The 23,751-nt window shown below is 34.0% G+C and carries 22 protein-coding genes and 3 tRNA genes; all 25 read right to left on the bottom strand.

The window, feature by feature from the left end; genetic code table 11:
- Window positions 1-7 precede the first annotated feature (7 nt).
- Window positions 8-82: transfer RNA gene (locus tag X925_RS02515), tRNA-Gly, on the bottom strand.
- A gap of 10 nt (window positions 83-92) precedes the next feature.
- A tRNA-Leu gene (locus X925_RS02520) sits at window positions 93-180 on the bottom strand.
- A 17-nt stretch (window positions 181-197) separates the two neighbouring features.
- Window positions 198-273 (bottom strand) — tRNA-Lys (locus X925_RS02525).
- A 141-nt stretch (window positions 274-414) separates the two neighbouring features.
- The gene (locus tag X925_RS02530; protein ID WP_121959032.1) at window positions 415-1,476 is read right to left on the bottom strand and encodes an ABC transporter permease; all 1,062 of its coding nucleotides are present in this window, start codon (window positions 1,474-1,476) and stop codon (window positions 415-417) included.
- Window positions 1,466-2,608, bottom strand: a complete 1,143-nt coding sequence (locus tag X925_RS02535; RefSeq protein ID WP_121959033.1) for an ABC transporter permease — start codon at window positions 2,606-2,608, stop codon at window positions 1,466-1,468. Before X925_RS02535 ends, X925_RS02530 begins: the two co-directional genes overlap by 11 nt.
- Before the next feature lie 10 nt (window positions 2,609-2,618).
- Window positions 2,619-3,545, bottom strand: coding sequence for an ABC transporter ATP-binding protein (locus X925_RS02540; protein WP_121959081.1), 927 nt, complete (start codon window positions 3,543-3,545; stop codon window positions 2,619-2,621).
- A 30-nt stretch (window positions 3,546-3,575) separates the two neighbouring features.
- Window positions 3,576-4,913, bottom strand: a complete 1,338-nt coding sequence (locus X925_RS02545; protein WP_121959034.1) for an MATE family efflux transporter — start codon at window positions 4,911-4,913, stop codon at window positions 3,576-3,578.
- A 181-nt stretch (window positions 4,914-5,094) separates the two neighbouring features.
- On the bottom strand, window positions 5,095-5,847 hold the full coding sequence (locus tag X925_RS02550) for a hypothetical protein (RefSeq protein WP_103897984.1): 753 nt from the start codon (window positions 5,845-5,847) through the stop codon (window positions 5,095-5,097).
- Between the two features lie 162 nt (window positions 5,848-6,009).
- Window positions 6,010-7,914, bottom strand: coding sequence for a ferrous iron transport protein B (feoB, locus tag X925_RS02555; RefSeq protein WP_103897985.1), 1,905 nt, complete (start codon window positions 7,912-7,914; stop codon window positions 6,010-6,012).
- A complete protein-coding gene (locus tag X925_RS02560) occupies window positions 7,901-8,515 on the bottom strand; it encodes a DtxR family transcriptional regulator (protein WP_103897986.1) in 615 nt (204 codons plus the stop codon). The genes feoB (X925_RS02555) and X925_RS02560 overlap by 14 nt, the downstream gene beginning before the upstream one ends.
- Before the next feature lie 40 nt (window positions 8,516-8,555).
- Entirely contained in the window at window positions 8,556-10,865 is a 2,310-nt protein-coding gene (gene feoB / locus X925_RS02565) for a Fe(2+) transporter permease subunit FeoB (RefSeq protein ID WP_121959035.1), read from the bottom strand.
- Window positions 10,862-11,098, bottom strand: coding sequence for a FeoA family protein (locus X925_RS02570; RefSeq protein WP_121959036.1), 237 nt, complete (start codon window positions 11,096-11,098; stop codon window positions 10,862-10,864). Before X925_RS02570 ends, feoB (X925_RS02565) begins: the two co-directional genes overlap by 4 nt.
- Window positions 11,099-11,157: 59 nt before the next feature.
- Window positions 11,158-11,373: a FeoA family protein gene (locus tag X925_RS02575; RefSeq protein ID WP_121959037.1), complete on the bottom strand. Its 216-nt coding sequence runs from the start codon at window positions 11,371-11,373 to the stop codon at window positions 11,158-11,160.
- Window positions 11,374-11,413: 40 nt separating this feature from the next.
- Window positions 11,414-11,869: a metal-dependent transcriptional regulator gene (locus X925_RS02580; protein ID WP_121959038.1), complete on the bottom strand. Its 456-nt coding sequence runs from the start codon at window positions 11,867-11,869 to the stop codon at window positions 11,414-11,416.
- 312 nt (window positions 11,870-12,181) lie between these two features.
- A complete protein-coding gene (locus X925_RS02585) occupies window positions 12,182-12,739 on the bottom strand; it encodes a glycerol-3-phosphate responsive antiterminator (protein ID WP_121959039.1) in 558 nt (185 codons plus the stop codon).
- Window positions 12,740-12,770: 31 nt separating this feature from the next.
- On the bottom strand, window positions 12,771-13,163 hold the full coding sequence (locus X925_RS02590) for a DUF1667 domain-containing protein (RefSeq protein ID WP_121959040.1): 393 nt from the start codon (window positions 13,161-13,163) through the stop codon (window positions 12,771-12,773).
- A complete protein-coding gene (locus X925_RS02595) occupies window positions 13,150-14,367 on the bottom strand; it encodes an NAD(P)/FAD-dependent oxidoreductase (RefSeq protein ID WP_121959041.1) in 1,218 nt (405 codons plus the stop codon). The genes X925_RS02590 and X925_RS02595 overlap by 14 nt, the downstream gene beginning before the upstream one ends.
- Window positions 14,364-15,791: an NAD(P)/FAD-dependent oxidoreductase gene (locus X925_RS02600; RefSeq protein WP_121959042.1), complete on the bottom strand. Its 1,428-nt coding sequence runs from the start codon at window positions 15,789-15,791 to the stop codon at window positions 14,364-14,366. Before X925_RS02600 ends, X925_RS02595 begins: the two co-directional genes overlap by 4 nt.
- A gap of 170 nt (window positions 15,792-15,961) precedes the next feature.
- Window positions 15,962-17,458, bottom strand: coding sequence for a glycerol kinase GlpK (gene glpK / locus X925_RS02605; protein ID WP_121959043.1), 1,497 nt, complete (start codon window positions 17,456-17,458; stop codon window positions 15,962-15,964).
- Between the two features lie 79 nt (window positions 17,459-17,537).
- Window positions 17,538-18,191, bottom strand: a complete 654-nt coding sequence (locus X925_RS02610) for a TIGR00153 family protein (protein ID WP_121959044.1) — start codon at window positions 18,189-18,191, stop codon at window positions 17,538-17,540.
- Window positions 18,192-18,371: 180 nt separating this feature from the next.
- Window positions 18,372-19,304, bottom strand: coding sequence for an inorganic phosphate transporter (locus X925_RS02615; RefSeq protein WP_121959045.1), 933 nt, complete (start codon window positions 19,302-19,304; stop codon window positions 18,372-18,374).
- A 115-nt stretch (window positions 19,305-19,419) separates the two neighbouring features.
- Complete coding sequence (locus X925_RS02620; RefSeq protein ID WP_121959046.1) at window positions 19,420-20,259, bottom strand: carbohydrate ABC transporter permease; 840 nt, start codon at window positions 20,257-20,259, stop codon at window positions 19,420-19,422.
- Window positions 20,260-20,275: 16 nt separating this feature from the next.
- Entirely contained in the window at window positions 20,276-21,148 is an 873-nt protein-coding gene (locus tag X925_RS02625; protein WP_121959047.1) for a carbohydrate ABC transporter permease, read from the bottom strand.
- A gap of 94 nt (window positions 21,149-21,242) precedes the next feature.
- Window positions 21,243-22,556 carry an ABC transporter substrate-binding protein gene (locus X925_RS02630; RefSeq protein WP_121959082.1) on the bottom strand — a complete coding sequence of 438 codons (1,314 nt, stop codon included), beginning with the start codon at window positions 22,554-22,556 and terminating at the stop codon, window positions 21,243-21,245.
- Window positions 22,557-23,455: 899 nt separating this feature from the next.
- Window positions 23,456-23,668, bottom strand: a complete 213-nt coding sequence (locus X925_RS02635) for a DUF2283 domain-containing protein (protein WP_121959048.1) — start codon at window positions 23,666-23,668, stop codon at window positions 23,456-23,458.
- Window positions 23,669-23,751 lie beyond the last annotated feature (83 nt).

Below are 23,751 nucleotides of genomic sequence, written 5' to 3' on the forward strand. Positions count from 1 at the left end.
TTTTTGTTGGAGCGGATAATGGGATTCGAACCCACGACCCCTTGCTTGGCAAGCAAGTGCTCTACCGCTGAGCTATATCCGCAATATTTGGCTGGTGCGCGAGGTGGGACTTGAACCCACACGGATTATAAATCCACAGGATTCTAAGTCCTGCGCGTCTGCCAGTTCCGCCACTCGCGCTAATAACTATAAAAAAATGGTGACCCGCCTGGGATTCGAACCCAGGACCCTTTGATTAAAAGTCAAATGCTCTACCAGCTGAGCTAGCGGGTCACTTAGTAGTTACATATATCAAAATTCTTTTTTTGCAACCGTTGAATATTATAACCGCTCACAACACTTTTGTCAAGTACAAAGTTAAAACAACAAGTAAAATTGAGTTTAATATTCATAGCTTTTTTAATTCTTTTACAATTATCTCTCTTCTTTCAGAAAAACTTTAGACGAGACAAACAAGAGAAAAAGCCCTCCTACAAACAAAACCAAATTAATTATTAAAAATTCGTTTAAGTTAATCTGTTTGATATTTCCTGTGTACCTTATTACATCCACCACATACTTAACCGGTAAAATATTACTTACCCATCTAACAGAAGTGGGCAAAAATTCAACAGGGAAATATACCCCTGAAAAGAAAGTCATTACAACATAAAGGATAGAAGCAATTTCTATTGTTACCGAAGGTTCTTTGAACAACAATAAAAGCAATATCCCAAATCCCATCATTCCTATAGATGAAGTAAAAAACACTATAACAAGCAGTCCCCAGTTGAATGTCAAACTGAAATCAAATATTATTTTACCCAAAAAAACTATAATAAACATGGATATGAGATTCAAAAAAAGCTTAGTGGATGAAGCCGATAAAGTAAATTCTATCGGTTTCATTGGTGAGGCTTTAAATCTTTTAATTGTACCTAGTTTTCGATATCTTCCAAATACATTTATCATTGAAAACATTCCACCTGATAAAAGCGATAATCCTATAACCCCTGTCAAAATAAAATCCAAAGAATTTTCTTGACTTTCTCCTATGGGGGTTTCAACAAATTCCAAGTTTATATAATCTTCATTCATACCTATTAAATACTTTTTCAAAAAACTTTGCAATTTTAATTTTAAAAATATATTGCTCTGATTATTTATGTCTGTTTCTTTTTCGACAAAAGTTATTTGATTATTCTCAACCATAATTATTCCAATATCGATTTGATCACTTTCTAAAGCTTGACTTAAAGAGTTTTTGTCCTCAAAAATCAAAATTTGATAGGGAAGAGCTTCTACGATTCCCTCATCAAAATTACCAGCGATTCCCAATTTATACTCAACACTTTGGTCAGTTTCTGTACCAAAAATAATCCCGAAAAGAAACAGTAATAGAACGGGGAGAAGTAGGGTAAAGAACACTTCGAAACCATTTCTAAAGGTTTCTTTATAAAATATACTCATTAACGAAAACATGCGTTTATTTTTCACGGTAAACCATCCCCTTATAACTCATCGAAAAGATTAAGATAGATGCCATCATCCAGATAACAGGAACAATTATATTAACGGGGACAAGAACATTACCAGTCATCAACTTTCTCAACCCATCTACTAAATAAGTAGCAGGGTTAAAATAAACGTACCATCTTATAAACCAAGGTGTATTAGTAACTTCAAAATAAAATCCGCTTAAAAAAATGGTCGCTTGATATATGACCTGAGAAATCGCTTCGGCGGATCCCATATTTTTATAGAATGAAGAAAGAAGAAGGCCAACACTCAGTATCACGAGGATTGAAAAACCACTGTAAGCTATAAACCCTGGTTTATATATATATGAACTAACATCAAAAAGGTAAGCCTCAATGTATAAAACTATCAAAGAAATTAACAGTAAAATGAGATGTGAAAGTAAAAAACTAAAAAAATATTCGTTCCCTTTTATAGGAGTAGAGTTTAACCTTTTAAAAACCCCTTTTTCAACGTAATATGAAAAATCAAAGGGCATATTAAATACCGCTACTGTCAAAACAGACATCAAAATAATGGCAGGAAATAGGAAATCTCTGTATCTATAAGGTTCTGATTGTTTTATCCCTATAATCTCTTCATTAACAGTTAGTTTTACTTCTTCCCCTCTTGTATACATCATTATATTGATTTCATCTATAAATACTTCAAAAATGTCTTTTGCATACATAGAAGCACTATCGTTGGTATAATAAACTTTTATATCAGGAACCTCAGTGGTTTCGATAAATAATTTCAGATTCAGCAAATTAAAGTTTTCAGGGAACACTACAAAAGCACTTATTTCAGAATTTTTTAAATTCTGAAGCCCTTTTTCAAAAGAATCATACTCCACTACTTGAAAAGGGATATCATTGGAATCCGATGGAGAAAAGACATCATCGAATGTAGTTTTTATTACTCCCTGTAAAGGCTCTTCGTAATATATTCCAACCTTCAAATCCAAATTTTCCGAGGTGCCAATATTTTCAAAGATACCCACGAATAAAACGAAAAATAACGTAGGAAATATTATAGTCCAAAAAGGAACAGCAAATTCTCGTGAAGAATTAACAAAAAAAGCCTTTGTGAGATTTCTGATTTTTTTCATGGAATCTCACCTAATCCCTTAAGCTTTTCCCGGTTAAATGTAAAAAGACGTCCTCTAAATTAGGTTTCCTAACAACGATATTCGATATATCAAATTTCTGTATTTTTGCATCCTCAAATATTTTTACAAGAGCACCTTCTACATCTTTTGTTTCTATGGTATAAAAATTTTCGCTTTTGGTGACTTGAAAATTTGCATCTTTGAAAAGTTCTTCTTTTACCTCATCAAAATTCCCATTAGAGTTAATTTCAAAGGTGATTATGGAATCCATTTTCAATGAATGTATAAGCTCTTTAAGTGTTCCTTGGGCTATTACCCTACCTTGATCAAAAATGTAGATCCTATCAGCCAAAAATTCAGCTTCTTCCATATAATGGGTAGTTAGTATTATGGTCTTGCCAGAACTTCTCAAGTCCGATATTTTTTCCCATGTACTTCTTCTTGCTTGAGGATCTAACCCCGTTGTTGGTTCATCAAGAAACAACAACACAGGATCGTTAATTACCGCTGTAGCTAACGCTAATCTTTGTAATTGTCCACCTGAAAGTTTCGATACCCTACTATTCTTTTTTTCTTCAAGATTAAAATCCTTCATAATCTTATTCACATCAAGACTGTTCTTGTATAATCCCGAGAATGCCTTAAGGGTTTCCAAAACTTTTAAATTTGGGAAAAAATTAGTATCTTGTAATTGAATGCCTATTCTTTCCTTAATATTAGAATCTACGTTTTCTATCTTTTTCCCGAAATAGTAAATTTCTCCAGCATCTTTCTTTCTCAATCCTTCTATTATTTCAAGTGTTGTTGTTTTTCCAGCACCATTTGGCCCTAAAATAGCAACGATCTCTCCTTTTTTTACATCAAAAGAAACATCGTCAACCGCTTTTACACTCTTATAATACTTCTTCAAATTCTTAACTTCAATAATACTCTCCATCATGAACATCCCCCCTATAATATCCAAAACCTAAGCCTCTTCTAAAACGTTTCTAAGCCATTTTTTACTTCTATATCTAAAAAAAAGAATTATTGATTTTAAAATCTCTTCCATCATCGTTAAAAAGTAAACGGTGGGAAAACTCAAATCTAATATCAGTCCTCCAACCGCAGCTAGAGGAACACCTATAAGCCATAACGTAGAAGCTTCAACCAAAAAAGAGAATCTTGTATCTCCTCCGGCTCTTAAAAATCCGACAACGTTCATACCGTTGAAGATCTTCACCGGAAGAAAACCCATTGAAATAACTATTGTGACTTTTACCATATTTTTAACTTCTTCTGAAACATCGAATACACCAACTACTAAAAATGTAGTTACTATCCCTATAATAGCTGCTATTACACTTATTAACTCCGCTAATTTTAAGGCTTTTTTAGAAGTTTCAAAGGCTTCTTCAAATTTAGATACTCCCAATATATTTCCAATAATTACAGATGCGGCGTTTGCTATAGAAAAAGTCACAGAAACCGCAAACCCTTCTATAGTTGACATAACTCTTTGAGCAGCTATGACGTCTGTTCCCATATGGGCATAAACAACAGTATACATAGTGAACCCCAATGACCAGGCAAATTCATTTGCCAAAGTAGGTAAGGCGTAATGAAAGAAGTTTTTCACAAATTTTGAATTCAATTCTGCAACATGTTTAAAATATGCCCTTCCCGGAAGTTTCCCAAAGTAAACTATAAAAACTGTTGCAGTACATCCGATCGCTCTAGCAATCAAAGTCCCTATTGCAGCACCTTTTATACCTAAAACAGGGAAACCAAACTTACCAAAGATTAGCAAATAATTTAGCAAGATGTTTGTAGATAATTCTATAATAGTTATTATCAAAGGCAAATGAGCTTTTCCTATGCTTCTAAGCATAAAAGAAAAGACCATTGTAATTGCAAATAAGGGGTAACTGAAAGCAATTACCTTTAAATAAGGGATTCCCGCTTTTATAACTTCAATATCTGGACTAAAAAATCTCAAAACCATTTCTGGCGCGAAATAACTCAATAAAAAAAAGGGAATAGAGAAAAGAAGGGAGGACAAGATAGTTAACGCAACGGAACGAGATAAACCATCTTCATCTTTTTTCCCCCAATACTGTGAAAAGAAAATACCTCCTCCAGAGACTAATCCAAACAATATTAAGTTGTACAAGAAGAAAAACTGATTTGAAAGTCCAACTGAAGCGATGGCAACCTCCCCCAAAAGACCTATCATTAAAGTATCAACAAAATTAACACTTGTAAAGATAACTTGCTGAAGCGCTATCGGGAAAGCTATCCTTATTATCCTTTTGTAGATCTCCATAGAAACCCCCGCATTGCATTTTGCAAAATAAATAATATATATACAAAGACAATTCTACCACAATAGTCATGGTTATTATTCTAAAAAATTTAAAAATATGTGTTCTCTTCTAAAAAGTTTATTTGGCGCAAATTTGCTGTTCGCTACCCTAAATACAAAAGTACTTTTTTAATCAAACTACTCAAATCTTCATTATTTCAGGTATAATTCTTTTTCTTGTTTCCTCTGCTAATTCTTTAATCTCCGTTAGTGCTTCTTTAGATATTGGAACGTTCACCTCTTCTTTTGAAAATTCAACTTCCTTCATTCTGGATATCTTAAAGAATAACTTCATCGGTTTTTCCATTCTTGTGAACATTAAATTGTCCGCTGCTCTTTCCCATATTTTAATTTCATCTGCAAATGCGTTTGTACTTACAGAAAAGATGTATGTTTTACTTTTGTCATTTTTAAGAATATTCTCTATGTTTGCTATTACTTTGTCTTTGTACGTAGGAGAAAAAAGAAGTAAGTTCAGAGCAGATCCAAAAACCATCGTTCCCAAACTATTTTTATCCACCATGCTATCAGCTATTTCAATTACTTTATTCCATATCTCTGGTTTTAACAAGTTTGCTGTTAGAACATTATCTCCCATATTTTCGTATTCATCAATATGGGGGTCAAATTGGAGCATAGCTATTTTCCCTTGATAATTTTTAAGATCTATATTGTACAATTTGTTCATAGAAGTTTTTAAAAATTCCATTGTTGGATATTGCAAAGGGATAGCAATTACTCCACCCCCTGATTTCAACCAAGAAGAAACAAATGCAAATTCTACTAATGGTTTCCCTGTTCCTCCAGGGCCACTTATAAGGGTTGAAGTAGGATAAGGCAAACCTTTAGGTAATACTCTTTGAAGCCATTCCTCTTCCATTTTTAAAATATTCATTTTTTTCTTTGCCTCCTTTTTATGATTTTGTTACGTCTTTAGAAACTTTAACAATACTATTTCTTCTTTGTAGATGAAGGTGTCAGATATATATTTATTTTCGATACATTTAATTGGTGCATCAAACGGAATCTCGCAGAAATATATATATATATAAATTTATTAAAATATCGAGATTATTCTCCAAACTAAACCAGCAAATAAAAAACCATAAATTATTGAAGTTATCGTTAAAACTGTTGCTTTTTTAAATCCAAATTCATTGATGAGCATTCCTAACGCGATTATACACGGAATTCCAATGGTAGATGCTACACCAAAAGTATAAATTTGAATGGGCGTTAATGCTAAAGATATTTCACTGCCAATGACTGATATAAGCATTGCCCCAGTTAGGTCCTTCTGTAAGAAACCGAAAACCAAAGGAATAATAGTTACAGCAGGTAATCCTAACCAACGAGTAATTGGAGAAAAGGGTTCTATTATGATATTAGTGAGTCCTGTTATCTCTAAAACACCATAAGCCATTCCCCCAAGTGCCAACAATGGTATAACTAGATAAACAAAATCCTTCATCCTGATCCAGCTTTTAGCGAAAACATTTTTAAGTAATGGCCTTCTATAAGGAGGTAATTCTAAAAGCAATGGTTCATTCTTTATTTGAATAAATTTTTTTATTCCAAAAGCCCAGATTAAACCAGCAACAATAGAGGTAGCAAAAACAGAAAAAGCCAGCAACCCTCCTCCATAAAATCCGACTATTCCCATTATTATGGCAATTCTTGAGGAGCATGGTACAAAAGCAAATAGTGAAGCTGTACGAAATTGTTCTTTTTTAGACGACAAGACTCGGGTAGCTCTAATTGCTGGTGCAGTGCAACCCAAACCAAGTAATAAAGGAATAAATGATTTTCCAGGCAAACCAATTTTTTTCAAAAATCTTTCTGTATTAACAATAAATCGGGAAAGAATCCCTACGTCTTCTAATAAACCTAAAAGGAAATAAAACAAAAACACATAAGGTAAAGCAATGGAAATACCCCCTGCAAGTCCGGTTAGACCTTGGATCAATACCATTCCAATAATAGAATGCTCCACTGCATCGAAAGAGGATAAAAACTTTTCGGTCAAGCCCATAAGCACCTCTTGCGTCAGATTGCCAAGCCATAAAAGTATTGCAAAAATAGCAAGAAGAGACAAAAATGTGATAAGTGGGCCCCAAATTTTATGCAAAAGAATTCGATCGATCTTTCTTTCAGATTTTTCTTTTTTTAAAGGAATTATCTGAGTTACTTTTGATGCTATAAACGAAGCTGTACCATATCTGGTGATAGATATATCCTCTGCGATTTTTGGATGTTCCTGCAAGCCTTCTTTAGCTTCTCTAACTACTCTTTTGTCTTTCAAATACTTATAAAAATCTTCATCTTCCTCTAAAACTCTTATGGCAATAAATCTTTTAGGAAGTTTACCTTCAACCTCGGTAGATATTTTATTTATTGCTTTTTCTATATGATCATCATATTTAACCTTAAAACCTTGTCTTGTCCCATCTTCAATTCTTCGAGTCGGCTCGAAGAACTCTTTTAAGGCTACCTCCACCAGTTTATTTATCCCTTTTTTGGTTAGTGGATTTATAGAAACAATGGGGACATTAAGGAGTTTCTCTAATTTTTCGCAATCAATTTTTATTCCCCTCTTCTGGGCATCTTCCAGAAAATTTAAAGCTATAATAACAGGTATTTCTGCTTCTAAGATTTGCAAAACTATATAAAGACTTCTCTCAAGAGAGAGTGCATCAACAATTATTATTGCTCCATCTACTTCTTCTTCAAACAAAACACTTTCTGTAACTTTTTCTTCTTCAGTCCTATCAGAAATAGAATATATCCCAGGAGTATCTACAAACTCAATTTCAGTATTATTAATTTTCTTTTTGGCTTTAATTACTTCAACGGTAGTCCCAGGATAATTGGATACTGTGACTTTTGGACCTACTAACGCATTAAATAAAGATGACTTTCCCACATTTGGTTGACCAATTAAAAGTATTTTAAGCTTTTTCATACTCTAACACCTTCATTTTTCTCGCTATTTCTTTGTCTAGGGCAAATTTTTTGTTTTTTACTTCAATAATGATACCATTTGGAATTTGACCGATTATCCTTATTTTTTCTCCAGGACATATTCCCATACTGACTATTCTCTCAAATAATTCAATATTAAGGTTAATATCTGTAATCAAACCTTCTTCTTGCTTGAATTCTGTTAAAGGAATACCTTTATCTTTGAAAGTATTTAATTTTTTGATGGTATTTATCACTTCTATAGAAATATAGTGCTCTAAAATGTCAGCCGCCTTGATTGCTTCTTCTTCACTTCTTCTCTCTTTAAAATATTCTTCGAGGATATCATGCTTTTTTATAATAACATTTGCTCTGACTCTTCCTTCTTTTGTTAGTTGTATATACTCTTCCCCAGTTTCCTTTTCTGAAGAAATTTCAATCAAACCTTCTTCTTTAAGCTCCTTTATTGCTTCGGACACAATAGAACTAGAAACAGCGGTGTCTACTTCTATAGATTTCAAAGGGATTTTTTCATCCTTTCCGCCTACTACTTTTAATATATCTTCTTTCACTATTTTTAAGATATCAGGTTCTTCGTTCATAATATCAAACCTCGAATAACAAAACTAGCCTGCGGCAGGATCAATTTTCGTTATCTCTTTCTCTTCGCTTACCAAGTAAGTAAAATACAAGTACAATTAGAAGTAGTAAAGCAATTGCCACAGATATCCATAACACAGAATGTCCGATCGTGAGCTGATAAAAAAGTGTCGCTACAATCCAAGCTAAAACCGTTAGGTAAGTAACTGATAGGATTCCATAAAAGGGCCCAATCTCTTTTAATATTGCCCCAAAAGCTGCAACACATGGAAAATAAATCAAAATGAACAAAAGATAAGCGTAGGCACGTGCGGGTTGATTATTAAATCTTTCTCTTATTACTGAAAATGTTGTTGGTGCCACTTCAAGTTCGCCAGTTAAACTTTCTTGATCTTCCTCAACTATTCCAAAACCTAAAGGATCTCTTAACGTACCACCTATACCTTTAAGATTTTCAGGGATAGTAACAAATGATTCTATGATTTGTCCCCAGAAATCAAATCCTTTATTTTCTGCTCCTTCTTCTACATTGGAACTTTCTACGTCTTGCATATAAAGACCGTTTAAAGTTCCTACAACAACTTCTTTAGCGAAAAGTCCAGTAAAAATTGCTACCGAAGCTGGCCAGTTGTCTTCTTCAATACCCATAGGAACAAAAATAGGTGTAATGGATTTCCCGATTACAGAGAGTACAGAGTTTTCTGTATCTTCGTTACCTAAGGTCCCATCAGTCCCTATAGAATTCAAAAAGCCTAATATCGTTACCACAATAATGATTATTATCCCAGCTCTCTTTAAAAATGCTCTTAATCTAGTCCAAGTGAGAATCATTATATGTTTGAATCTGGGTGGATTGTATGATGGAAGTTCCATTACAAAATGAGAAGTTTCACCTTTAAATACCGTATTTTTTAATAAAACCCCAGTTAATATTGCTAACGATATACCAACCAAATACAAACTAAAAGTTATTAAAGTCGGGTTTTTTGGAAAGAAAATAATACCAAATAAAGCATAAACGGGTAATCTTGCTCCACATGACATAAGAGGTGCCATAAATACCGTCAAATACCGATCTTTTTCATTTTCAAGAGTTCTAGTTGCCATTACCGCTGGAACCGTACAGCCAAATCCCACCATCAAAGGTACAAACGCTTTCCCTGGTAATCCGATAAATCTCATAAACCTATCCATAACAAATGCCGCTCTTGCCATATATCCTGAATCTTCCAAAAGGGCAAGCATAAAAAACATCATAAACATAATAGGGACAAAAGTAGCAACAGTCTGAATACCGCCACCTATTCCTTTTGCTAATAATGTAGTGAGCCAATCAGGAGAGTTGATCATATAAAGCGCATTTCCAATCCCATCTACAAAGATTGTCCCAAAGAAGATGTCAAAAAAGTCTATAAAAGCGCCGCCAAAGTTTATAACGATCCAAAAAGTAAAGTACAGAATAACCAAAAATATCGGAATACCTAAAAATCGATTCATTACAACCGCATCGATTTTATCGCTGAAGCTAATTTTTTGTTTTCTTTTTTTAACCACTTCTTTTGTTAAACCTTTAATGTATCCAAATTTTGACGTAGCTATAAGAACTTCTGGGTCTTCTTTCAAAACACTTTTTAAATGATCCAGTTCACTATTAATTTCATTATCAGTTAACGCACCAACCCTTGTTACTTTTTTAGTTATAATTGAATCTTTCTCCAACAACTTAATGCATACCCATCGGGACGATATATTCATTTCTTGTGCGATATCATTTATTTTTAGACTCCATTCTTTTATAATATTTTCCATTTCATCGGGATATTCAATTTTCAGCGTTGTTCTGCTTGCTTCTTTAATCAAAGAAGGAAGTTCCTTTTTCAATTTTTCAACTTCCTCTTTTTTTGTAGAGTTTATAGGAAAAATGGGTAAATTAAGTTCTTTTGAAAGTAAATCTACATTTATTTCTACGGAATTTTTTTGTACAACATCAATCTTATTTAACAAAAGAATTATTGGAATATTCATTTCAATCAAGTTTAAAGTAAGAAATAAGTTTCTCTCTAAGTTTGAAGCATCTACAATATTAATAATCGCATCGTAATCTCTACTTAAAATGAAATCACGAGCGATTTTTTCATCAATAGACTCCGCACTAAGAGAGTACACACCGGGTAAATCTACAATTTCTATTTTCTTGCCTTCTAATTCTAAAAATCCTGTTACTTTTTCTACAGTTACTCCAGGCCAGTTCCCCACTCTTTGTTTACTTCCAGTAAGTCCATTAAATAACGTAGTTTTACCAGAATTAGGATTTCCAATTATTGCAATTTTAAAGTTATTTTGGGTATTCATGTTATCCTCCTTAACTTTAAGATTTCAGCCTCTTTTTTTCTTAAGGAAAGTTTAAAACCCCTGATTTCAATTTCGATAGGATCCCCCAATGGCCCAACTTTTACAACTTTTATCTCTGCTCCATTTGTAAGTCCCATTGAAAGTATTTTTTTTAAATAACTTTCATTAGTAACTTTATAACCTACAATTTGGGCTTTCTCGCCTACTTTTAAATCAGCTAATTCAACCTCCATAATAACCTCCTTAATTCTAACTAAATTTTTTAGGATAACCTAAATTTAGATAAAAAAAATTATCCAACTTCAATTGCGCTTGCCATCCCTCGACCAATCATTACTTTATTCCCAAAAATTTCCAAAATCATTGGACCGTATTTATTGTTCCTTATGACTTTAATCTCTACTCCAGGAATAATACCCATTTGAAGTAATCTTCTTGTAAGGTTAGTCCCCCCATTTATTCTTCTTACTATAGCTTTATCTCCATTATGAAGTTCTATCAAGTACATTCTGTTTTTCTCCTTTGATATTTCTAAATGATCTTATCTTTTAATCTGCGTCTTGAATTTGTTTTTGTTTGCAAAAAGTATCAAACTCGTTGATCCAATTCGGATTTGCTTCTTGCCATTGTAGAAAAAACTCAATATAGCATTTAAACTTATTAAAAGCTTCTTCTGTTAATACATATTCCATTTTACTGGCAATATCTTCCGATGAATTTTTATCAAGAGAGAGTATATTACTAAAGAAGTAGGTCAATATCCTGTGCTTTTCTGTTATTTTTTTTGAGACTTCGTGCCCTTTTTCAGTTAGTGAAATAATACCATACGGTTCATAATTTATATAACCCTTGGTTGCAAGCGTTCTAAGTGCAACGGTTACAGAAGAATTTTTCACTTTGAGTTGTTTGGCAATATCTTTAACTCTCACACCGTTCTTTTTGAGAATTATATTGTAGATTGTCTTAAGATAATTTTCTAATGATTCTGTTAATATGTCTTCCAAGATAAATCAACTCCACCCTAAATAAATTGCCCTTTGGTAATCTTTAATTTAAAACAGATAAAATATATTCTATTAAAATTATAAGATTATTATAATAAAGTTAGATTTATCTAACTTTACAAAAAAATATAATTATTATTAAATTTATCAAGGTAAGGGTTTGATCTCCATTCAATATAATGTTGGGTATGTTAAGATAAATAGTGGAGTTCAGAGAGCACTCCGAGGAAAGAAATAAGTCCGCTCAAAAAAAATTATCCCAGAGCAGACTTAGTATATAACATCCTTAATAGAAATTTTAAAATAATCGTTTCACCACAAGTCTTTAGCACTTGTAGAAATAGCGTGAACACCCTTTTTAAAGAGCTCCAAGACCTCTTCTTTTTTGCTTACCAATCCGCCGCCTATTAAGCATACGTTTGTTCCTATGTTTTCTAAAAAATAAGGGGCTGCTATCGCTGGTAATATTTCAAAGGCATCAGGTTGAGAAGTTTTTTCCAGAAAATTTACAACAGATTTCAAAGAGTTAGAATCTATCAAAAACACTCTTTGTATTGCCATTAAATTTTCTTGCATTGCAATTTTTATAGCATTATTTTTTGTAGATATTATTCCATCACATAAGTGTTTACGGGCTAAATATTCAATACCTTTTTTATCTGAAGCGATGCCTTCTAATAAATCGATATTGATAAATAATTTTTTATCAAATCGTTTTACAACATGCACAACATCTTCTAAAATCAATATAGATCCTGTAAGCAAGAAGATGATAGGGGATTGCGTTTTAAAGGCATCATCTAAGTCATTTAAATCTCTGATAGCAGGAATTATCGTGTTTTTCTTTATTAAATTACATAAACCTTCCATATTATCTCCTTTTAAGGTACTTTTTTGTTTTTTATTTTTTCCTGTCGACACTTCTAGTAGCTATTATATCACTACCTGTGTCTAAGATATTTTGTATAACAACGTCCCCTCTTTTGACTGGTGCTTTTACCTTTGCTTGTTTTAATGTTTTCATTATGTCTTGCATAAGTCTTAACGGAACGGGTTTATCAGACCGAACCGAAGCCATTGGGATTTCCCCATCTTCTACTTTAACGCTTGTTACCACCACTCTTAAGGGATCCGTAATTTCTTGTTTTACAAATTCTAATCCTCTTTTACATCTGTTCCCTTTAACTTCTACAATTTCTATTTCATCCGCATCTGCATAAACAACGTTTATTTTACATCCTAAAGGACATTGTGTACACACTATTTTCTTTTTTTTATATTCAACCGAGTTCATGTGCACTCACCTCTATTTCTTTCAGATTTTTATCATTAAATGGCTTTATGGAAATTTCAATCATTTCAGAAGGTCTAGCTTCTTCTTCCACCAACTTAATTCCAAGAGGTTCTACTGTAACTTCTGCTCTTTTGAAAGTTTTTGAGACTCTAAGGTACAACTTTGTCCTTTCGTTGGGATCTATATACATTGGGTGCAATATATTTATATTTTCTCCTTTTTTAACCTTTACCTTTTGTTCTGGAAAGTATTGATTTTGTGCATAAAGAGCGGCATATTTACCTGCTTTTTCCCCTTCTCTTGAAACATAATCCACTAAGTCAAATACAACTGTACAGTTCCCGGCTGCAAAGATCCAATCTTCAGAGGTTTGATTTGTATTGGATGTGATAAATCCAGGACCAGTTTCAACAAATTTTACAGGATCAGTTAAAGGTATAAGGCCAACGGAGGTTATGAGTGAATCCACGTTAAATACCTTTTCTGTGTTTGGAATAACTTGCCTATTTTCATCAACTTGAGATACGTAAACTTTACTCAATCTCTTATTCCCCTCGACCCTTGTTACGGTATGGGAAAGATACAAAGGGATGTTATAATCTCTCAGACATTGTTGAACGTTTCTTTCCAATCCACCTGGGTATGGCAAGATTTCTACAACACCTTTTACTTCTATTCCCTCTAAATGGAGCCTACGAGCCATAATTAATCCAATATCTCCAGAACCAACTATCAAGGCGCTATTAGCTGGTTTGAGATTTTGAAGATTGATGTATTTTTGAGCTACTCCTGCAGTAAAAATACCAGCGACCCTATCTCCCGGAACGGCAAGTGAGTTAAAATGTCTTTCTCTTGCACCTGTTGCCATAACTAAAGCCTTTGTTTTTATCTCGTGTATGCCTTTATGATTCACAAAAGTCAATTGTTTATCTTTACTTACATCCAACACAAAAGCACGGTTCAATATTTTCACATTCGTATTAGTTAATTCTTCTTGAAGAGTTTCTTTGAATTCAGGACCGGTTAAATCCTTTCTATAGTAATGTATCCCAAAACCATTGTGAATACATTGATTTAAAACTCCACCGTTTTCTTCTTCCCTTTCTATAAGAATAACGTTGGCGCCATTTTTATCTGCAGCCTTAGCAGCGGCCATTCCTCCACCACCACCACCTAATACAACAACATCTGCTTCGTATTTCATATCATCCTCACCTCGGAATCTATTATCCACGAACCTTCTTCATTTTGAAGTATATCTTGTGGTTTTAACCCTGTCTCTTCGGAGATTATTTTCAATATCTTTGGTATGCAAAAACTTCCTTGACATTCTCCAAAGGAAGCTCTGGTGGCAAATTTAACATCATCTAGAGTTCTTGCACCGTTTTTTATTGCCTCTTTGATCTCTTTTTTTGTTATTTTGTTACAATAACAAATCATTTCTCCAGCATCTGGATCTTCTTGAATGACTCTTTCCCAGTAGTCATAATCCTTTTCCACTAAATGTGGAACTTTTTCTATTTGACCGATGTAATTTTTCCTTTTTTGTAAATTAATATGTAACTTTTCTTGAATAAGATATTCTACAACGTATTTAGCGATCGCAGGTGCAGCGGTTAATCCAGGGGATCTTATACCAGAAACATGTATAACATTCCCTCCACCTACATCGATATGAAAATCTTTTTCCTTTGTTTCAGGTCTTAGACCGGCAAACGTTTTAATTACATTCCTTGAAAAATCTAAAGTTGGAACCAACCTCAAAGATTTTTCTCTGACTTCTAAAAGCCCTTCTTGAGTCGTAGAAAGATCTTGTTTTGATTTCACACCATGAGCAGTAGGCCCAGCTAAATAACCCCCATCCACAGTCGGAACCACCAAACAACCTTTCGTCAACTTAGAGGGAGTTGGAAAAATGACAGCATTTGCATACTTTATGTCCTTTCCTAAAAGATAATACTCACCTTTTACAGGGAAAATATAAGGTACCTCATCTCCAAATAATTTCGCTACCTCATCTGCATACAATCCTGCAACATTAATAACTAAATCAGCTATATAATTGCTCCCATCTTCAAAGAACAATTCAAACTTGTTATCTTTCTTTTTTACTTCAACAAGTTTCTTATTTTTTAAAACTTTTCCTCCATTGATCTCTACCGATTTTGTAGCTTGCATAGCTACTTCCCATGGCTCAGTCACACCTGCTATAGGGCAATAAAAGGATTTTAAAGCACTCTTATTTAAATTTGGCTCCATTTCTAATAGTTCTACCTTATCTAAAATCTCATATTCTTTGACCCCGTTTTGAATTGCTCTTTCTTCCAACTCATCGATCGCTTTTAACTCATCTTCGTTCAATGCAACAACATGTGATCCAACTCTTTTCACTTCTACAGAAAGTTCCTGGGATATCTCATCGTACAATTTATTACCCTTATAACACAGTTCTGACCTTAAACTTCCAGGAGTATCGTCATACCCCCCGTGAATTATTCCAGAATTTCCTTTTGTGACACCTGTTCCTATTCCGTTTCTTGCCTCAAATATGAAGACATCTTCTATATATTTGTTAATTTCTCTTGCGATTAAACTTCCTACTATTCCAGAACCTATAACCGCTATCAACTTTTACCAACCTCCTGATATTATAAAAAAAACCATACCCTTTACGAAATAATTTCGCTTTAGGATATGGTTTTCTCTTATTCTCCACCATTTTATTATTAACTTTTATTTCACCACACATTCTAACATACTTAAATTAAGTGAAAGTTAACAGACTTACAATTATTTGATTATTTTTCTTCAATCCAATTTTTTGCTCTTTCAACGGCTCTTTTCCAACCAGCGTACAATCTTTCCCTTTCATCCTCATCCATTTGAGGAGTAAAAAGGGCATCCCGTTTCCATTTTCTTAATAATTCCTCCTGACCATTCCAATATCCTACTGCCAAACCCGCCAAATATGCTGCACCTAACGCTGTCGTCTCATTAACTACGGGCCTTTCAACCTCTACACCAAGAATATCAGATTGAAATTGCAAAAGGAAATTATTTAATGCAGCACCACCATCTACTCGGAGAGTTTTAAGTTTTATACCCGAATCGGCCTCCATAGCTTCAAGAACATCTCTTGTTTGATATGCTATAGATTCCAAAGTAGCTCTAATAATGTGTGCTTTTGAAGATCCTCTTGTTAAGCCAACGATTGTACCCCTTGCATACATATCCCAATAAGGCGCTCCAAGCCCTGCAAATGCCGGCACAAAATAAACACCACCATTATCTTTGACTTTAGTTGCATAATATTCAGTATCTGCAGCACTATCAACTATCTTTAACTCATCTCTAAGCCATTGAACAGCAGCACCCGTAACGAATATGGATCCTTCCAAGGCATAGTTAACCTTCCCATCAATTCCGTAAGCTATTGTAGTTAATAAACCATGTTTAGATTCAATAGGATCTTCCCCAGTGTTCATTAACATGAAACAACCGGTGCCATATGTGTTTTTTACCATACCTTTTTCATAGCAAACCTGACCAAACGTAGCAGCTTGCTGATCTCCTGCTATTCCAGCAATGGGTGCTTCTGCGCCGAATACATCTACATCGGTATTACCATATATTTGACTCGAAGGTTTTACCTCTGGTAAAAGAGAAAAAGGTATATTTAACTCTTTAAGAAGATCTTCATCCCATTTAAGATCGAAAATATTGTATATCATTGTCCTGGATGCATTGGTATAATCAGTAACGTGAACTTTTCCATTAGTTAGCTTCCAGATTAACCATGTATCTATAGTTCCAAATCTAAGTTTTCCAGCTTCTGCTTTTTCTCTGGCTCCTTCAACATTATCCAAAATCCATTTAATTTTAGTTCCAGAAAAGTAAGCATCTACCATAAGACCTGTCTTATGTTTAATAGCTTCTTCTAAACCTTTTTCTTTCAAATTATCACAAATTTTTGAAGTCCTTCTATCTTGCCAAACGATTGCATTGTGAACAGGTTTCCCCGTTTCTGCATCCCAAATAACGGTTGTCTCCCTTTGATTAGTTATACCAATCGCACTGATCTGACTACGTTTAATATTCCCTCGAGCCATAGCATCTGCTATAACTCCCATTGTAGTTGCCCAAATTTCATTGGGATCATGCTCCACCCATCCGGGTTTAGGATAATACTGCATAAACTCTTGCTGTGCTAAACTAACAACATTCCCATCGTGATCAAAAATTATAGCCCGAGAACTTGTAGTACCTTGATCGATTGATAAAATATACTTTTCCATTACAATCCTCCTTGTAAAATATGTACGTTTCATATTTCATTTTTTCCACCCACATTTTTTGGAAGAGAGCCGAACTTTTTTATTTAATATTTCTTTTTAAAACTATAATTTCTAATTTATCCGAAGCATCTTCAGCCCTGTCTGCTATATCTCCTATCTGTAGAAAAAGATCTTTTAACTGCAATTTTTCCGATAATTCAAGGCTATCTATTTCAAACAATCTTCGTATTAAATCCTTCTCTAAGATATCTTCTTCATGTTCGTGTAATTCGACTTTTTGAATATATTCACCACTTTTTTCTATATTCTCGAATACGTTTTCTATAGACTTTTTCAAGAACTTATAAGTTTTCTTTACCAATCGACTTTGTTCTAAAAAATCTGCTTTAAAATCCTCAGGTATTTTGGGTTTTTGAAAAGCTAAGATTTCTGAAACGGTTTGTGTTTTATTCATAACCTTATCCACGGCTTCTACTAATTCTAAAAGTTCTCCTCTAAAATTTGGCAAAAAGGCTCCTTGATACATTTCCCTTTCGGTTTTTCTCCTTAATGTATCAGCTTCGCTTTCTATATTAGATATTTGTTTTGACAATTCTTCAGATTTTTCCATATCATTCGTTACATACAATTCTACTAATTCTGTGAGAAAGTTTACTCCTTCTTCGACTTTTTCTAAATGTTTAGAAAAAAGTTTTATCACTTTCTCTTCCTTTTTTCCAAAAAAAGGTTTCATGGTGTACCCCCTCGCATAACTTCGTAATTTACTACCTTCGGATTTTACCTAACTATGGTCCTCTTCTCTTTCGATTAACGGTTAACCGCACGACCTAGACCGATACGAACTTTCATCTCTTAGTTGTTGTGTATGCTGAAAACACTCAAAAAGAGAGAAGATATAGTGGCTTCTACATTTTTAAGATAATAATTGAATTAGAAATAATACTGTAAGAGAAATAATTCCAGAAATCATAGGTGTCCCTACCCAACCAAATATTACTTTCATTATTGTGCTCGTGTCAAAAGTTCTAGTACCTGTTGCTATTCCAACACCTATAATGGCACCTATTGTAGCCTGTGCGGCACTGACAGGGATACCAATTAAAGAGTAGACCCACAAGGTAACCCCTGCCCCCAAAATTGATACGGATGAGGAAAAATGATCCAATTCCATAATTCCTTTCCCTACCGTATACAAAACCTTTTTGTTTGTGGATAAAATTCCAACCGCTATTGCTAAACCACCTATAATGAGTAAAAGGAAAGGGGTAAATAAAACGTTTGCAAATACTCCAGTAACGTTTGCAACGTTGTTAGCCCCTAATGAGTAGGCACTATAACAAATAGCGAGCCATGTTAGTACTTTTAAGAATCTATCTTGGGCTGTGATCCCCAAAAATTTTCTAAATATTAGGGCTAAAAGTCTATATAATATAAAAGCGAAAACCAAGGCACCAATAGGAGTAAGTATCCACGAAATAAAAATTCTTGTTAAAATGGCTGAATTGAACGTTCCTTTTAGAATACTTAAACCAATCAGAGCTCCTACAACAGCCTGGGTAGCAGATGCAGGAAGCCCAATCAAACTCATAAAAATCATCGTTAAAAAAGCACAAAATAAGGCTAATGACAGTAACTCAACGCTTAAATTAGTCAAAGCCCCCAAGGTGTTTAACCCATTTCTCCCCCCAACTACAGAGCCGACAAAAACAAAAAATGCAGATACTATAATAGCTTTTTTGTACGGAACTAATCCAGAAGCCACAGCTGGTCCAAATACATTGGAAGAATTGTTGGAACCTAAAGACCATCCTAACAATATAGCTGGGATTAAATAAAATAGATTCATATTAAAAATATTCCCCCATTTTAGGAAGATATTTAAAAAATTAAAGCCCATTTTTACCATAGTGGCAATCATAGGCTTTTCTCAGAAGATCGCCTTAAATTTGTGAAAACCCACTTTACTCTTTAAGCCCACTACTGACCAAACTTTTTACAAACAAATCTTGAAGTAGAAAAAATATAATAAGGGTAGGTAAAGCAGCTAACAGTGTCCCTGCCATTATCACTCCCCAATTGTTACTGGACTCTCCTGAGATCATCATCTTTACGCCAACCTGTACCGTCCTCATGTCATCTTGCATGGTAACTATCAAAGGCCAAAGATACATATTCCATGCATAAACAAAATTAATAATAGCCGCCCCGGCGATCATCGGTCCCGATAATGGTACAAGCACCTTGAAAAAATATTGCATAGCTGAAGCACCATCTATTTTTGCTGCATCCTCTAAAGAGCGAGGAATCGTCATAAAATGTTGCCTAAATAGGAATGTATTGGTTGCTGAAGCGGTAAAAGGTATTATCAACGCCCAGTAGGTGTTAACCCAACCCAGATTTGACATCAGCATAAACAAAGGTAAAATCATAACCGTTTCGGCAGGCAAAAATAAAGTTACAAAGAGGGTGGAAAACAATATGTTCTTTCCTTTAAATCGAAAAGAAGAAAAGGCATAAGCAGCCAATGTTCCTGTTATTAACTTTCCTAATGTTGTAAATGAAGCCACCAGCAAAGAATTAAACAACATTCTGCCCATTGGAACAAGTTGTATAGCTGTAATGTAATTTTTAAAATTGATACTTGAAGGAAAAAACTTAGGTGGATAAGAGAAAACCTCCGTTGGTTCCATAAAGCTCATGGAAATTGCAAGTATGAAAGGTAAAAACATGAAAAAAGATACAATTATTAAACCTAGCTCTACAAAAACATAATTAACTTTTTCTCTGGTCGATTTCCTCATTATTGCTTGACTCCCTTCATTGATAATGGACTCTTTTCTCTCCAAATCTAAAATAAAGAAAGGTGATAATTGACATAATAATAAATAAGATAACACTCTCAGCAGCTGCTAAACTTGTTTTTTGGAAAAAGAATGCGTCTTGATATAGTTTGTAAATTAAGGTTGTAGTACTTCCTAAGGGTCCCCCTCTTGTCATAATGTCAATGATCCCAAACGACTCAAACATTCCATGGGTAATGTTCATAATAACTAAGTAAAATGTAATGGGAGAAAGCATAGGAAATTTTATTTTCCACATCCTTTGCCATACGTTTGCCCCATCAATAAGAGAACTCTCTATTATTGATTCCGATATGGACTGTAACCCCGCAAGATAGAAAATAATTGAAAAAGGCAGCATCTTCCAAACACTGGAAACTATAACAGAAATTAACGCATATGGCACTTGATTTAACCAATTAATACTTTCTCCTGTGATTCTTGACAGAATATAATTCACATGCCCTGCAACCGGATTCAACATAAAGGTCCACAGCGCACCTCCAATAGTAAAGGAAATAACATAAGGAACAAAAATTAAAGTTCTATAAATTCTTACCCCAAAAACCTTATTATCTAGTAATTGTGCAATGAGGTAGCCTAAAATAATGACAATTATTACTGATAAAACTATATATATAAATGTGATCTTTAAAGCATCCCAATATGCCTCATCTTCAAAAAGCTTAATGTAGTTGTCTAAACCTGCAAATATCCTCTTATCGCCAAATGGAGATATTTTGTAAAAACTCATTAGAAAGGAGTTAATTGCAGGCCAATATATAAAAAGGGCAATAATTATTAGTGTCGGTGCAAGCAAAAGATAAGGTGTATATTTTCCCCACTTCATATTATTTTCCTCCTAATAATCCAAGGAAGAAAATTCTTCCTTGGATTAATAACATTTGAAATTATAGAATTATCTTAGAGATGTGATTGATAGATTATTGATAAAATTCGTTATATTCTTGGATTAATTCTGTTACTCTACTTTCAGCCCAGCTCAGTGCCTCTTCAGGCGTCATTTGCCCATCAACCATTCTTTCATATGCTATTTCTATAGTCTCTCGTGTTTCAGGGAACACTCCAATAACTGCTCCTGCTGTGTTGAAATCTCTTTTAGCTAGCAATAGTTGTAATAAGGAAGTGAAGTAATTTGGATTTTCAGCATAAAATCCTTCATAGTGCAGCCTTTGAATGGCATCTTTTCTAACTGGGAAATATCCGGTACCTTGGTGCCATCTTATCTGTTGATCTTCACGATTGACAAACTTCATAAATTCCCATGCAGCTTTTGTTTCTTCATCTGAATGCCCTGCTATCAACCATAAGCTTGCTCCACCAATAATTGGCCCTCCGCTGACACTTACATCTGGAACTGGCAAAAAGCCTGTACCTAACTCGTAGCCATTACTTTCTAACCCTTCCTGAAAAATCTTTACATCAGATGTTGAAGTGTAGAGCATAGCGGCTTTACCAGAAATGAAATTTTGTCTAGCAGCACTCCAGTCTTCCCTAGGGGTGTTCAGAATTAGACCTTCTTTGTTCAATTGATCAAACAGTTCAAATATTTTTAAACCTGCTTCACTATTGAAAACAGCTTCTGTTGCTCTGGCGGTTCTTCCGTTATCGTTGTTAACAAGCGGTGCATCAGCGGCAGCCAGAAATTGTTCAATTACCCATGCATGGGTAGGCCAAGTTAATCCGTATTGCACTGTATTTCCTCTTGAGTCTTTCTTTGTTAAAATTCTGGAGTATTCCAATAGTTCTTCGTAGGTTTGAGGAGGTCTATTTGGATCTAAGCCTGCTTCTTCAAAGAGTGTTTTGTTGTAATACAACAAAGCGGTAGATGAATTGAAAGGCATGGAATACAACTTCCCATCAACTGTGTAATAATTTAATATTGGTTCCAACAAAACCCCTACATCATAAGAATCATCTTGATCAAGTAAATCTTGGGCAGGAACAATGACACCGCTGTCTATCATCAGTCTTGTGCCTATTTCGTAAATCTGTACTATGTGGGGTGCGTTCCCAGATTGTACCCCTGCAATAAGCTTATTCAACGTTTCGGGATAACTTCCTGAATATTGCACATTTACTTTTATATCGGGATAAGCCTCTTCAAAATCACTCACAATATCTTCTATCAAAGCTATCCTGTCTCCGCTCATCGCATGCCAAAATTCTATGGTTACAGGAAAAGACAAAACCCCTAACAAAGAAACCATCAATACAATCATAACCGTCCTTTTCACAAAACTCACCTCCAATAGATTTTTGCTTTTTAAGGAGAACCCAGAATTTAGTATTAATTCACCTCCTTTTAACAAGATAGAAAACAACAAACTAATTTCAATATCCCTTATTTTCACTTAACCATTACCTGACTACAAAACAAAAAACCTCAATAAATACTGTTTTCTATCCTCGAGTGGTTCCCCACTTTTAGATATACTAATATTTACTAAGGTTTTCTCTTCTTCTCCACCCTATTGCTTTTATTAACTTTGAGTCTTAAGCCTAGTTCACTCTTCCACTATTTTAAAAAACTTTACAAATTACGTAATTTAGAAACTTTAAAACTAATTGTATATTAAAGTTTTTATATTGTCAAGGTCAATTATAACCATTTACAACCAATCACAGTTATTTATCATCGATTAGAGGCTTTTATTTAGTAAATACTTAGTTTTCCTTATTTTATAAAAAATGGCCATAGCCATTTGCATTAAATCAATTCTTTTTTCAATTCAGTTATTTCTTTTTCTAATTCCTCTTTTATTGTTTTATTTGCTCTTTTCGCTTCTAGATATTCTCTTAATTTTTCATGCCTTTTTGGATTTATGGGATAGAATCAGTTTATACAGTGACCAGCTGTTTCCTTATCTGCCGTAAGACTGTGTTGCGAATGCCTGTTTTAATCCAAACTGCCTAATGCTAACACCAGCATTTATATCTCTATCATGTTTAGTCCCATCTTCCTTATCTGACGGAAGTCCGTATTTCGGACATACCCATCAAGCGTTAAAGAGTCAAGCCCCTTAAGATCCCGAAGTTCAAAATCAAAATTATTTAAAAACATTATTTGCACAATAACGCAAATTCAGAGAGTTTTAAACCTTTTAAAGGTGATAGAGAGCCATGCTACAAAAAATTATTTCAATGATTCCTTCAGCTCTTTTGCAAGATTCTTAGCCACCATTTTTGATATGTGATAAATTTCTATTCCAATAATTTGGTTGTGTGCGTCATATTCTACTCTTACATTATCTGATACTTCTTCGGAATCTATTGCAGCCCCTTTTTTAAGCGATAAATAAAGTATATCAGCATCTTCATCAAACCAAACTTTTATATTCTCACCCATCTAATATTCTCCTTTTTGCTTATTTCTTTCTCGATGTTTCTACATGGATAGGTAGTTACTATTTTTATTCCTTCTTTTTCTTA

The sequence above is a fragment of the Petrotoga sp. 9T1HF07.CasAA.8.2 genome, from assembly GCF_002895585.1.
Lineage (GTDB): Bacteria > Thermotogota > Thermotogae > Petrotogales > Petrotogaceae > Petrotoga > Petrotoga mobilis.